At 73.1% G+C, this 12,049-nt stretch carries 11 protein-coding genes; 6 read left to right on the forward strand and 5 right to left on the reverse strand.

Annotated features, from left to right (window positions below; all coding sequences use genetic code 11):
* Positions 1–24: 24 nt before the first annotated feature.
* Both BLT44_RS14450 and BLT44_RS14455 read left to right on the forward strand, forming a co-directional pair.
* Complete coding sequence (locus tag BLT44_RS14450; protein WP_010156552.1) at positions 25–1,275, forward strand: ThiF family adenylyltransferase; 1,251 nt, start codon at positions 25–27, stop codon at positions 1,273–1,275.
* Positions 1,272–1,685: a molybdenum cofactor biosynthesis protein MoaE gene (locus BLT44_RS14455; RefSeq protein ID WP_010156553.1), complete on the forward strand. Its 414-nt coding sequence runs from the start codon at positions 1,272–1,274 to the stop codon at positions 1,683–1,685. Before BLT44_RS14450 ends, BLT44_RS14455 begins: the two co-directional genes overlap by 4 nt.
* Before the next feature lie 16 nt (positions 1,686–1,701).
* On the opposite strand, the gene moaA is transcribed toward BLT44_RS14455, so the two are convergent.
* The 3 genes from moaA to modA all read right to left on the reverse strand — a co-directional run bounded on the left by moaA (position 1,702) and on the right by modA (position 4,542).
* Positions 1,702–2,796, reverse strand: a complete 1,095-nt coding sequence (gene moaA / locus BLT44_RS14460) for a GTP 3',8-cyclase MoaA (protein WP_010156554.1) — start codon at positions 2,794–2,796, stop codon at positions 1,702–1,704.
* A 58-nt stretch (positions 2,797–2,854) separates the two neighbouring features.
* Entirely contained in the window at positions 2,855–3,634 is a 780-nt protein-coding gene (locus BLT44_RS14465; protein WP_010156555.1) for an ABC transporter permease, read from the reverse strand.
* Between the two features lie 71 nt (positions 3,635–3,705).
* Positions 3,706–4,542 carry a molybdate ABC transporter substrate-binding protein gene (gene modA, locus BLT44_RS14470; protein WP_010156556.1) on the reverse strand — a complete coding sequence of 279 codons (837 nt, stop codon included), beginning with the start codon at positions 4,540–4,542 and terminating at the stop codon, positions 3,706–3,708.
* Between the two features lie 258 nt (positions 4,543–4,800).
* On the opposite strand from modA, the gene BLT44_RS14475 reads away from it, so the two are divergent.
* Positions 4,801–5,088 (forward strand): FmdB family zinc ribbon protein, encoded by a 288-nt coding sequence (locus tag BLT44_RS14475; RefSeq protein WP_010156557.1) that lies wholly within the window; start codon positions 4,801–4,803, stop codon positions 5,086–5,088.
* Positions 5,089–5,131: 43 nt separating this feature from the next.
* Entirely contained in the window at positions 5,132–6,385 is a 1,254-nt protein-coding gene (gene fmdA, locus BLT44_RS14480; RefSeq protein WP_010156558.1) for a formamidase, read from the forward strand.
* Between the two features lie 107 nt (positions 6,386–6,492).
* Here fmdA and BLT44_RS14485 read toward each other — a convergent pair whose 3' ends face one another.
* Together BLT44_RS14485 and fdhD are read right to left on the reverse strand one after the other, a co-directional pair.
* Positions 6,493–8,817: an FdhF/YdeP family oxidoreductase gene (locus BLT44_RS14485; RefSeq protein WP_010156560.1), complete on the reverse strand. Its 2,325-nt coding sequence runs from the start codon at positions 8,815–8,817 to the stop codon at positions 6,493–6,495.
* Positions 8,814–9,728 carry a formate dehydrogenase accessory sulfurtransferase FdhD gene (gene fdhD / locus BLT44_RS14490; protein WP_050803113.1) on the reverse strand — a complete coding sequence of 305 codons (915 nt, stop codon included), beginning with the start codon at positions 9,726–9,728 and terminating at the stop codon, positions 8,814–8,816. The genes BLT44_RS14485 and fdhD overlap by 4 nt, the downstream gene beginning before the upstream one ends.
* A gap of 82 nt (positions 9,729–9,810) precedes the next feature.
* Between fdhD and BLT44_RS14495 the strand changes: the two genes are divergently transcribed.
* Positions 9,811–11,106: a molybdopterin molybdotransferase MoeA gene (locus BLT44_RS14495; protein WP_083352004.1), complete on the forward strand. Its 1,296-nt coding sequence runs from the start codon at positions 9,811–9,813 to the stop codon at positions 11,104–11,106.
* Positions 11,100–12,035 carry an NTP transferase domain-containing protein gene (locus tag BLT44_RS14500; protein ID WP_074690442.1) on the forward strand — a complete coding sequence of 312 codons (936 nt, stop codon included), beginning with the start codon at positions 11,100–11,102 and terminating at the stop codon, positions 12,033–12,035. The genes BLT44_RS14495 and BLT44_RS14500 overlap by 7 nt, the downstream gene beginning before the upstream one ends.
* The last annotated feature ends 14 nt before the right edge of the window (positions 12,036–12,049 follow it).

A 12,049-nucleotide genomic window follows, 5' to 3' on the forward strand; every position in this document is an offset into this window, starting at 1 on the left:
CGGGGCGGCTCGTAGACTGGGGGCATGCCTGCGGTGCGTGGTACTCGGTCGACGCAGTCGGAGCGCGCGAGCGCCCGGCCCGGCCCGCTCGTCGCGCCCGCCGCATCGCTGACCGACAGCGCGGCGGCCCGAGCGCAGCGGCAGATCACCCTCCCGGGATTCGGCGAGGAGGCGCAGCGGCGGCTCGCCGGCGCGAGCGTGCTCGTGGTCGGCGCAGGCGGCCTGGGGTGCGCGAGTGCGCCCTACCTCGCGGGGGCCGGGGTCGGCCGCATCGGGCTGCTCGACGACGACCTCGTCGAGCTGTCGAACCTGCACCGGCAGGTCACCCACCGCACCTCGGATGTGGGCCGCACGAAGGTCGATGCGCTCGCCGAGTCGGTGCGCGCCCTCGATCCGGCCGTCTCGGTCGTGCGCCACCGCGAGCGGCTGACCGCCGAGAACGCGCTCGAGCGCTTCGCCGAGTACGACCTCGTGCTCGACGGGAGCGACAACTTCGCGACGAGGTACCTCACGAACGACGCGGCGGAGCTCTCGGGCACGCCGCTCGTGTGGGGAGCCATTCTGCAGTACTCGGGTCAGGTCGGCGTGGCGTGGCACGCCCACGGCCCCGGCTACCGCGATCTCTTCCCCGTGCCGCCGCCCGCCGAGAGCGTGCTCAACTGCGCGGTGGGCGGCGTGCTGCCGGGGTTGTGCGGCACGGTGGGGTCGCTCATGGCGACCGAGGCCCTCAAGCTCATCACGGGCATCGGCGACCCCCTGATCGGTCGGGTGCTGCTGTACGACGCGCTCGCGGCGCGCACGCGGGAGCTCCACGTGCGGCGCGACCCTGCGGCCGCCCCCGTCACCGAGCTGATCGACTACGAGCGGTTCTGCGGCACCACGAAGTCCGCGCCGGCGGCGCACGCGCTCGGCGCCGACGCCGCGGACTTCGCCGAGGAGCTGCGCGGGGGAGCGGCGATCCGCGTCATCGATGTGCGCACCGCGCAGGAGTTCGCGGAGCGCCGCGTCGGTTCAGCGACCCGGATCGGGGTGGATCGCATCGAGTCGGGCGACCTCGCCGGCGACGGTGGGGGCGGCGTCGACGCGCCGATCCGCGTGTACTGCGAACGCGATCCGCGGTCGATCCGCGCCGCCGAGGCGCTGGCGTCGCAGGGGTTCACCGACGTGCGCTTCGTGCGCGGCGGCATCGCGCAGCTCGCGAGGATCGCGCCGGAGCTCATCGTCAGAGCAGCAGACGGCCCGTCGAGCGCGGGCGACTCGGAGGGAGACGCATGAACGACGCCGGAGCCGGCATCACGCACGAGCCGATCGACGAGGCGGCGGTGCGCGCCGCCGTCGGTGCGCCGGAGTGCGGCGCCCTCGTGATGTTCCACGGGATCGTCCGCGACCACGACGGCGGGCGCGGGGTCGCGGCGCTCGACTACCGGGCGCACCCCGACGCGGAGCGCTTCATCTCCGAGTGCGTCGCGACCGAGCGCGCGGCCACCGGGCTGCGGCTCGCCGCCGTGCACCGCGTCGGGGCGCTGCGAATCGGCGACGCCGCCCTCGTCGCGGCCGCATCCGCACCGCACCGCGCCGAGGCCTTCGCCGCGGTCGAGCGCCTCGTCGAGCGCATCAAGCACGAGGTGCCGATCTGGAAGCGCCAGCACTTCGCCGACGGCGTGAGCGAGTGGGTGGGGCTGTAGGGGCGCTGCAGCGCGGTCAGCCGCCGATGTACGACATCTCGATGCGCTCGCGATCCGGAGCCGCGTCTCCGAGTTGCGCGCGCAGCTCCGAGTAGCGGTCGTCGCGCACCGACCACACGCCCGCGAGCGCGCTCCGCACCTGCTCGTCGCCCGCCCCCGAGCGCAGCAGATCGCGCAGATCGAAGCCGCGCGACGCGAACAGGCAGGTGTACAGCTTGCCGTCGGCCGACACCCGTGCCCGCGTGCACGTACCGCAGAAGGCGCCCGTCACGCTCGAGATCACGCCGATCTCGCCGGAGCCGTCGCGGTAGCGCCACCGCTTCGCGGTCTCCCCCTCGCGGGTCTCGGCGACGGGCGCGAGGGGGTGCACCGCATCGATGCGGGCGACGATCTCCGCCGACGGCACGACGTCGTCGAGCACCCACCCGTTGCTCGCGCCGACGTCCATGTACTCGATGAAGCGCAGCACGTGACCGCGCTGCCGGAAGTGCTCGGCGAGCGGAACGATCTCGTCGTCGTTCACCCCGCGCTTCACGACGGCGTTCACCTTCACGGGCCCGAGGCCGGCCTCGCGAGCGGCGTCGATGCCGTCGAAGACGCGGGCGAGCGGAAACCGCACGTCGTTGATCGCCTGGAACCGGTGCTCCTCGAGCGAGTCGACCGAGACGGTGACGCGATCGAGGCCGGCCTCGCGCAGCCCGGCCGCTTTGACGCGCAGCGCCGAGCCGTTCGTCGTGAGCGCCAGGTCGGGCTTCCGGCCGTCGGGCGTGCGCAGCGCCGCGAGACGGGAGATGAGCTCCTCGATGCCGCGGCGCAGCAGCGGCTCGCCGCCCGTGAGGCGCAGCTTGTCGACGCCGAGGCTCACGGCCGCGCCGGCGACCCGTTCGATCTCGTCGAAGCTGAGCAGCTCGTCGCGCTCCATGAACTGGTAGTCGCTGCCGAAGAGCTCCTTCGGCATGCAGTAGACGCAGCGGAAGTTGCACCGGTCGGTGACCGAGATGCGGAGGTCGCGGAGCGCCCGCCCGCGGGTGTCGGCGAGACCGCCGCCTCCCGTCGCGGGCAGCTGTCGGGCGCGGCCCCGCGGTCGCGCAACGGGCATCGACTTCGGCATCGCCGCACCTCCCCTGCGCGCCACCCTAGCAGCTGCGCTCCGGGGCGGGCGGTGAGCGTCACATCGTGCGGGCCGAGGCGCGCCCCTGCACCACGAAGAGGGCGGCGAGGGCGATGGCGATGAGGATCAGCGAGAGCGCCAGCGCCGTGTCCTGACTCACGCCCGCACCGTTGAACGCCGTGTAGATCGCCAGCGGAACGGTGCGCGTCGTGCCCCCGGCGTTGCCCGCGAAGAGCGCGGTCGCGCCGAACTCGCCGAGGGCGCGGGTGAAGCACAGCACGACGCCGGCGGTGAGGCCGGTGCGGATCAGCGGCAGGGTGACCCGGAAGAGGGTCGCGGCGGGCGTCGCGCCGAGGGTGGCGGCGGCGTCGGCGAAGGCGGGGGTGAGGGTGCGCAGCGCGCTCTCGACGGAGATGACGAGGAACGGGAGCGAGACGAACGTCTGCGCGATCACCACCGCGGCAGTCGTGAACGGGATGCGGATGCCGGCGTCGGCGAGGGCGTCGCCGAGCACCCCGCCGCGCCCGAGCAGGGAGAGGAGCGCCAGGCCTCCGACGAGCGGCGGCAGCACGAGCGGCAGCGTCACGACGCCGCGCAGCAGCACCGCCCACCAGCCGCGCGCCCGGGAGAGCACGACGGCGAGGGGCACGCCGAGCGCGACGCAGCAGAGGGTCGCCGCGCCCGCGGTGCCGAGCGAGAGCAGCAGCGCGCTTCCGGTCTCGGGCGCGGCGAGGGTCGCCGGCAGCTCCGCCCAGTTCATGCGCGAGAGCAGCGCGATGAGCGGAAGCACGAGCAGGGCGCCGCCGAGCAGCGCGGGCCCGATCACGAGCGCGGGCACCGCGCGACGGGTGCGGCTCGTCGCCCGACGGGGCGGGCGGCGAGCGATCCCGCCCCCGCTCACGACCCCGTTCACGGCCCCGGCACCGGGCCGAATCCGAGCTCCCGCAGGCGCGTTTGCGCGGCGTCCGTCAGCAGGAACCGGGCGAACTCCTCCGCGGCGGCCCCCGACGCCGACCCCTCGATCGGGGCGATGAGGTAATCGCCGGCGGCGGTCTCGGCAGCGGGGATCTCGATGCCGACGACATCGCCGGCCGAGCGCAGCACATCTGAACGGTAGACCAGGCCGGCGTCGGCCTCGCCGGAGGCGACCTTCGTGAGCACGGCCGTGACGTTCTGCTCCTCGCTGGCGGCCTGCACCTCCACGCCGTCGCGGTCGAGCAGCGCTCGCGCGGCCGCGCCGCAGGGCACCTCCGCCGCGCAGAGCACCACCGTCGGCTGCGCCCCGGTCGCTGCGCCGCTCCCCAGGTCGGCGAGCGACTCGATGCCGAGCGGATTTCCCGGGGCGACCGCGATCTGCAGGGTGCTCGTCGCGAAGAGCGTGGGGTCGGTGGCGAGGAGGCCGTCGTCGGCGACGCGCTGCATGGTGGCCGCATCGGCGGAGGCGAAGACGTCGACGGGGGCGCCTCCCACGATCTGCGCGGCCAGCACGGAGGAGCCGTCGAAGGTGAGCGCGCGAATCTCGACGTCGGGGTGCTCCGCCGTGAAATCGTCGGCGACCTCCGTCATCACCTCCTGCAGTGAGGCGGCGGCTGCGATCGTGAGGCTCCCCGACAGCTGCGATCCGGTCCCGTCGCCGACGGCCTCCTCCGTGGCGGGGGCCGTGCCGCAGCCCATCAGGGCGAGGAGGGCGACGGCGACCCCTGCGGCGCCCGCGCGCCGGAAGCGGTCGCGCACGGCCTCGGTCATGGCTCTCAGTGTATGAGACCGCGAGAGCGGGCACACGGTTGACGCGAGTTGGATCTCCCACTAGTTTCTGGAGCAGAGCGACCCTCCGAGCACCGGAGCCGGTCGACGAGCTGGGCCGGGGGAGACCTCGGCCGCTCTTCACGCAGTGCGGCGAGAGGGGATCGGAATGCGCAGACGGCCCGAACGAGAGCAGCCGGGGTACCGGTGCGGTCGCGGCCGAGCGGGCGGCCGCGCGGGCGGCTGGATCGGGGCGCGCTGATGCCGAACTACCGCTTCCGCTGCGCCGAGGGGTGCGAGTTCGACGCGATGTACTCGATGAGCGATGTGCCGCGACAGGCGGAGTGCGCCGCCTGCGGGGCGCTGGCGAAGCGCGTGATCACCGCCCCGCACCTCTCCGCCTCGGGCGGCAGCGCGTATGGCCTGCTCGATCGCGCCGCCCGCAGCGCGCACGAGCCGCAGGTGGTGGATCGCCTGCCCGGTCGCGGCGCCGCGCCGCGCCAGCCCGTCAGCCGCAATCCGCTGCACGCGAAGCTGCCGAGGCCCTGACCGTACGACCCGCAGCACCCTACCCGGAGGAGAGGACGACCCGATGCCCGAACACGTATTCCGACTGGACTCGAGCAAGAAGTTCACCGAGCAGGAGCAGGTGGGCCACAACCGCTGGCACCCCGAGATCCCGCCCGTCGCCACCGTGAAACCGGGAGACGCCTTCCGCGTCGACTGCCGCGAGTGGTTCGACGGGGCGATCGTCAACGACGACTCGGCGCAAGACATCCTCGACGCCCCGCTGCTCACCGTGCACACGCTGAGCGGCCCGTTCCGCGTCGAGGGCGCGAAGCCGGGCGACCTGCTCATCGTCGACATCCTCGACGTCGGCCCGATCCCGCAGGAGGATTCGGGGCCGCTCGCCGGGCAGGGCTGGGGCTACACGGGCATCTTCGCGAAGCGCAACGGCGGCAGCTTCCTCACCGAGCAGTTCCCCGACGCGTACAAGGCGATCTGGGACTTCTCGGGCCAGACGGCCACCTCGCGTCACGTGCCCGGGGTGTCGTTCACCGGCATCATCCACCCGGGGCTCATGGGAACGGCGCCGTCGGCCGGGCTGCTCGCGAAGTGGAACGCCCGCGAGGCCGCGCTCATCGCCACGGACCCCGACCGGGTGCCCCCGCTCGCCCTGCCGCCCGAGGCCGATCACGCCGTGCTCGGAGGTCTCGACCGCGCGGAGTGGGCGCGCGTCGGCGGCGAGGCGGCGCGAACGGCGCCGCCTCGGGAGAACGGCGGCAACCAGGACATCAAGAACTTCACGAAGGGGTCGCGCGTCTTCTACCCCGTCTTCGTCGATGGCGCCAACCTCTCCGTCGGCGACCTGCACTTCTCGCAGGGCGACGGTGAGATCACCTTCTGCGGCGCGATCGAGATGGGCGGTTTCATCGACCTCCGCGTCGACCTGATCCCGAACGGCATGGAGACCTACGGCGTGCACGAGAACGCGATCTTCATGCCCGGAAACGTCGAGCCGCAGTACAGCCACTGGCTCGCCTTCTCGGGCACATCGGTGACGCTCGACGGCGAGCAGCGCTACCTCGACTCGCACCTCTCGTACCAGCGGGCGTGCCTCCACGCCATCGAGTACCTCACCAAGTTCGGCTACAGCCCCGAGCAGGCGTACCTGCTGCTCGGAGCGGCGCCGATCGAGGGTCGCCTCTCGGGCGTCGTCGACATTCCGAATTCGTGCTCCACGGTCTACCTGCCGACGGAGATCTTCGACTTCGACCCGCGCCCCTCCCAGGCCGGGCCGACGCAGATCGACCCGGGCATCGGCGCACCGCGCGCCGCCGCCTGACGCGGAGGCCCGAGGCGGTCGCCCCGCGGGTCGGCGAGACCGCGTCCCGGGGCGGCCGCCCCGCGACGCGACCTGCGCGCCCCCCGAGGCGGCCGCCGGCCCCGGACTCACACCGTGACCGGCCGGCCCACCCCCACGGGCGTGTTCGAGGGCTCGAGCCGCACCACGACCGCCTTCGAGACCGGGGTGCCGCTCTCGAGCGCGGTGCTGTCGAGCGGCACCAGCACGTTCGCCTCCGGGAAGTACGCGGCGGCGCATCCGCGCGCCGTCGGGTACGCCACGGTGCGGAACCCCCGCAGCACGCGATCGGGCTGATCCTTCCACTCGCTGAAGATGTCGACCGTCTGCCCGTCCGAGAGACCGAGCTCGGCGAGGTCGTCGGGGTGCACGAAGATCACCGAGCGCCCCTTCTTGATGCCCCGGTACCGGTCGTTGAGGCTGTAGATCGTCGTGTTGAACTGATCGTGCGATCGGACGGTCTGCAGGATCAGCCGGCCGGGCGGGCACTCGACGTGCTCCAGCTCGTTCACCGTGATGCGGGCCTTCCCCGTCGCGGTGTCGAAGCGCCGCTCGTCGCGGGGGCCGTTGGGCAGCAGGAAGCCGTCCTTCCGGCGCGTTCGCGCGTTGTAGTCCTCGCAGCCCGGCACGACGCGCGAGATGTGATCCCGGATCACGTCGTAGTCGTCGATCATGGCGAGCCAGTCGATGCCGTGCCGGGAGCCGAGCGTCGCGTGGGCGATGCCGGCGATGATCGCGATCTCCGACCGCACCTGCTCGGAGATGGGCGGCACCTGCCCGTGCGATGCGTGGACCGCGCAGACCGTGTCCTCGACCGTGACGTACTGGGGGCCGCTGAGCTGCACGTCCACCTCCGTGCGCCCGAGCACCGGGAGGATCAGCGCCTCCTCGCCCGTGATCACGTGCGACCGGTTGAGCTTCGTCGACAGCTGCACGCTCAGCCGCGTCTTGCGCATCGCCGACTCGGCCAGGTTCGTATCCGAGATGGCGCCGAGCAGATTGCCGCCGAGCCCGAACCAGACCTTGATGCGCCCCTCGTCGAGCGCGCGGATGCCCTGCACGGCGTCCACGCCGTGCTCCCGCGGCGGCTCGAATGAGAACTCCGCGCCGAGCGCGTCGAGGAAGGAGTCGGGCATCTGCTCCCAGACCCCCATCGTGCGGTCGCCCTGCACGTTCGAGTGCCCGCGGATGGGGGAGGCGCCCGCGCCCGGGCGCCCGATGTTGCCGCGCAGCAGCAGCAGGTTGATGATCTCCTTGATCGTGTCGACGCTGCGGCGATGCTGCGTGATGCCCATCGCCCACGCGATGATCACCCGGTCGGCGCGCAGGTAGCGCTCCGCGAACTCGTCGATCTCCGCGGCCGACAGCCCGGTCGCGCGTTCGACGGCGGCGTCGTCGACCTGCACGATGTGCTCGGCGAACGCCTCGAAGCCGTCGCAGTGCTCGGCGATGAACTCGTGATCGAGCACCGTGCCCGGCGCTCGCCGCTCGGCCTCGATCACCCGCTTGGAGACGGCCTGCAGCAGGGCCGCGTCACCCCCGGAGCGGATCTGCAGGAACTGGTCGGCGATCTGTATCGGCTTGCCGACGTAGCCGCGCACCTTCTGCGGATCCTTGTACCCGAGCAGCCCGGCCTCGGGCAGCGGGTTCACCGCGACGACGCTGGCGCCGTTTTCCTTAGCCTCTTCGAGCGCGGTGAGCATGCGGGGGTGGTTGGTGCCCGGATTCTGGCCCATGATGACGATGAGATCGGACTCGAGGAAGTCGTTGTACGCGATCGTCGACTTGCCGATGCCCACCGTGTAGGTCATCGCGGTGCCGGTCGACTCGTGGCACATGTTCGAGCAGTCGGGCAGGTTGTTCGTGCCGAGCACGCGCGCGAAGAGCTGGTAGATGAACGCCGCCTCGTTCGAAGCGCGCCCGCTCGTGTAGAACGACGCCTCGTCGGGGTGATCGAGGGCGTTCAGGTGCCCGGCGGCGATGTCGAACGCGCGATCCCAGCTCACCGGCTCGTAGTGATCGGAACCGGCCGGCTTGTAGACCGGCTCGGTGATCCGGCCCTGCATGCCCAGCCAGTACTCGGTCTTGTCCTCGAGGGAGGTGAGCGAGTGCTCCTTCCAGAACGCGCGCGGCACGGTGACGGGGGTCGCCTCCCACGTCACGGCCTTGCCGCCGTTCTCGCAGAACTCGGCGATCTTGCGGTGCTCCGGGTCGGGCCACGCGCAGCTCATGCAGTCGAAGCCGTCCTTGTGGTTGATCTTCGTCATGAGCTTCGCCGTGCGGGCGAGGCCCAGCGTCTTCACTGCGGGCTCCATCGAGTGGAAGACCCCGCCCATGCCGGCGGCGTAGTCCTTCGGCTCGGTGACCTCGATGTCGGCGTCGGAGAAGTCTTCGCGGGGGGCCTTCGGGCTCATGGCTGCACTGCTTTCTCGAGGGGGTCGACGGCGTCGGCGGCGGCGTCGGCGCGGTGGCCGGGGGCGTCGGCGGCGGTGTCGCCGGAGGTATCGGAGACGCGGTCGTCGCGGCTGTAGACGACCATGGAGTCGCCGCGGAGGAACCCGACGAGGGTCAGATTCGACGCCTCGGCGAGCTCGACCGCGAGCGATGAGGGGGCGGAGACCGCGGTGAGCATGGGGATGCCGGCCATCAGCGCCTTCTGCGTGAGCTCGAAGCTCGCGCGCGCCGACACCATGAGCACGGTGGATCGCAGGGGCAGCAGCCCCTGCAGCAGCGCCCAGCCGATCACCTTGTCGACGGCGTTGTGCCGCCCCACGTCTTCGCGGAGCACCAGCATCTCGCCCGTGCGGCCGTCGAAGAGCGCCGCCGCGTGCAGGCCGCCCGTGCGCTTGAAGACCGCCTGCTCCGCGCGCAGCTGCTCGGGGAAGCCGACGATCGTCGCGGCGTCGACGACGAGCGGATCATCGGCGACGGTGAACCGGGATCGGGTGTGCACCGCGTCGATCGTCGCCTTGCCGCAGAGACCGCACGAGCTCGTCGTCGTGAAATTGCGCTGCAGACTGGGGTCGGGTGGTGCGACGCCGGGGCCGAGCGCCACGTCGAGCACGTTGTAGGTGTTCGGCTCGCCGTCGCTCGCGCAGTGGATGGCGGCCGAGAAGTGCTGCTGCTCGTGGATCACGCCCTCGGAGACCAGGAAGCCGGCGGCGAGTTCGACGTCGTGCCCCGGCGTGCGCATGGTCACCGCCAGCGACGTGCCCCCGACGCGGATCTCGAGGGGCTCCTCCACGGCGAGGAAATCGGCTCGTCGAACTCGGGATCCGCCCACGGTGAGGCGGGTCACTCTCCGACGCGCTGCGATACGTGACACCCCTCTTGGATACCATTGAAGGTGATCGGGAGCAAGGCGTCGAACCGGCGCGAACCGGATTCGGAAGCGGGGTGGCCAGCGCATGTCCAGTAGCGAGCGCCCGCGGCACGCGCCCGAGCCCGGCGCTCCGGGCACTGCGCCGGTTCCCGTCGACGAGCACCTGCGGGCCGTACTCGACGCGGCCACCCCGCTCCCCGTCGAGACCGCGCAGCTCAGGGCGGCCATCGGCCTGGTGCTCGCCGCCGACGTGGTCGCGGGCGTCGACCTGCCGCTCTGGGACAACTCCGCGATGGACGGGTACGCCGTGCGGGCGGTCGACACGGCGCTGGCCTCGGAGGGCGCGCCCGTGCGGCTCGCGGTGATCGGCGAGGTCGCCGCGGGTCACGGCGGCGATCCGCTGCTGTCGCCCGGCACCGCGGTGCGGATCATGACCGGGGCCCCACTGCCGAGCTCCGCCGACGCCATCGTTCCGGTGGAGCAGACCCGGGCGGAGGGCGAACCGGGCGACTGGGCCGAGCACCGGGTGGCGGTGCTGCGCGAAGCCGCTCCCGGAGCGCACGTGCGCCGACGCGGCGAGGATGTGGTCGCGGGGGAGCGCATCGCCCGGGCGGGGGAGCAGCTCGGCGCCCGGCGCGCCGCCGCGATCGCCGCCGCCGGCGTGGCTGAGGTGCGGGTGCGCCCCCGCCCGCGGGTCGCGGTGATCGCCACGGGGTCCGAGCTGCGTTCGAGCGGAGCCCCGCTCGAACGGGGGCAGATCCCCGAGTCGAACTCCGTGCTCGTCTCCGCACTGCTGGCCGAAGACGGCATCGAGCCCGTCTCGGTCGCCGTGAGCGACGACGACGCGGCCGGTTTCGCGGCACGCCTCGCGCAGCTCGACGGACGCGTCGACGCGGTGATCACCACCGGCGGCGTGGGGCCCGGCCTCCACGACGTCGTGCGGATCGCGCTCGCCGCCGAGCCGGGGGTGCGGGCGGTGCGGGTCGCCGTGAAGCCCGGGCAGCCGCAGTGCTTCGGGCGACTGCGGGGCGGAGCGCTGATCTTCGCGCTCCCGGGCAACCCGGTCAGCGCCGCCGTCAGCTACGAGCTCTTCGTGCGGCCCGCGCTGCGGCACCTGCAGGGAGCGGCGAGACTCCACCGGTCGCGAGTGCCCGCGACGGTCGACGAGGGCTGGCGGGGCAGCTCCGACCGCACGCAGGTGCTCCCCGTCCGGATGCGCAGCACCCCCGACGGCCTCCGATGCGCGCCCGCGGTGGAGCCGCGCGGATACTCGCACGCCGTCGCCCGTCACGGCGCCGCCGAGGGATACGCCATCGTCGAACCGGGGCGCGGCGACGTGGCGGCGGGGGAGACGGTGGAGACCGTCGTCGTCGCATGGTGAACGCGCCCGTGCTCGGCGCCGTCGTCTTCGCGGGCGGCCGCGGCTCCCGATTCGGCGGCGTCGACAAGGCGGCGCTCGAGCTGGGAGGAGTGCCGCTCGTGGAGCGCGCCGTGGCCGCCGCCGAGCAGGCCGGGGTCGATGCGCCGATCGTGGTGGGCCCGCCGGGCGCAGCACCCGCCCGCTGCACGACCGTGCGCGAGCAGCCGCCGTACTCGGGGCCGCTCGCCGCGCTCGCCGCCGCCCTCGCGGTCCTCCCTCCCGACGCCGACGAGGTGCTGCTGCTCGCCTGCGATCTGGTGCGGCCCGACGAGGTCGTCGCCCGTCTGCGCGCGAGCGCCCCGTCGAACGACGAGGACGGGGTGCTCCTGCGCGACCCCGACGGGCGCGCGCAGTGGCTCGCCGGCCGCTACCGGGTGGCCGCGCTGCGCGACGCGGTCGCGGCGCTCGGCGGCGACGTGGCGGGGCGCCCGCTGCGCCGCGTCATGAACGCCCTGCGTCTTCGTCCGCTCGACGCGAGCGCGGAGACCGTCGCCGACATCGACACCCCCGAAGACCTCGAGCGGGCCCGCCGCACGACGCGGCCGGCCGACCCGGCGAACACGGGGGCGTACCCTGAGACCGAACGTGCACCTGGAGGCGCCATGACGCAATCGCATCATCTCCCGCCCGAGGCCCTCGACGCCTGGCTCGTCGCCGCAGCGGCCGAACTCGGCGTCGAGCCCGACGCCGTGCGCATCGGCACCGTGCTCGACGTCGCCCGCGATGTCGCGCACGACGTCGCCCGGCCCGCGGCTCCGCTCTCCACCTTCCTCCTCGGCGTGGCGTACGGCCGGGCGGGGGCGGCGGATCCGGATCGGCTGCAGGACCTCGCCGACCGGCTCACGGAGCGTGCTGCGGCGTGGAAGGACGACCGCGACGCATCGCAGTGACGGTGCGAGGCTCC

The sequence above is a fragment of the Leucobacter chromiiresistens genome (assembly GCF_900102345.1).
GTDB classification, from domain to species: Bacteria; Actinomycetota; Actinomycetes; order Actinomycetales; family Microbacteriaceae; genus Leucobacter; species Leucobacter chromiiresistens.

What these genes read in the sequence shown, in the direction of transcription:
- BLT44_RS14495 (WP_083352004.1), top strand. Translation starts at nt 9,811, where the DNA reads ATGTCCAGTAGCGAGCGCCCGCGGCACGCGCCCGAGCCCGGCGCTCCG.
- moaA (WP_010156554.1), bottom strand. Translation starts at nt 2,796, where the DNA reads ATGCCGAAGTCGATGCCCGTTGCGCGACCGCGGGGCCGCGCCCGACAG.
- BLT44_RS14500 (WP_074690442.1), top strand. Translation starts at nt 11,100, where the DNA reads ATGGTGAACGCGCCCGTGCTCGGCGCCGTCGTCTTCGCGGGCGGCCGC.
- BLT44_RS14450 (WP_010156552.1), top strand. Translation starts at nt 25, where the DNA reads ATGCCTGCGGTGCGTGGTACTCGGTCGACGCAGTCGGAGCGCGCGAGC.
- BLT44_RS14455 (WP_010156553.1), top strand. Translation starts at nt 1,272, where the DNA reads ATGAACGACGCCGGAGCCGGCATCACGCACGAGCCGATCGACGAGGCG.
- modA (WP_010156556.1), bottom strand. Translation starts at nt 4,542, where the DNA reads ATGACCGAGGCCGTGCGCGACCGCTTCCGGCGCGCGGGCGCCGCAGGG.
- BLT44_RS14485 (WP_010156560.1), bottom strand. Translation starts at nt 8,817, where the DNA reads ATGAGCCCGAAGGCCCCCCGCGAAGACTTCTCCGACGCCGACATCGAG.
- BLT44_RS14475 (WP_010156557.1), top strand. Translation starts at nt 4,801, where the DNA reads ATGCCGAACTACCGCTTCCGCTGCGCCGAGGGGTGCGAGTTCGACGCG.
- fmdA (WP_010156558.1), top strand. Translation starts at nt 5,132, where the DNA reads ATGCCCGAACACGTATTCCGACTGGACTCGAGCAAGAAGTTCACCGAG.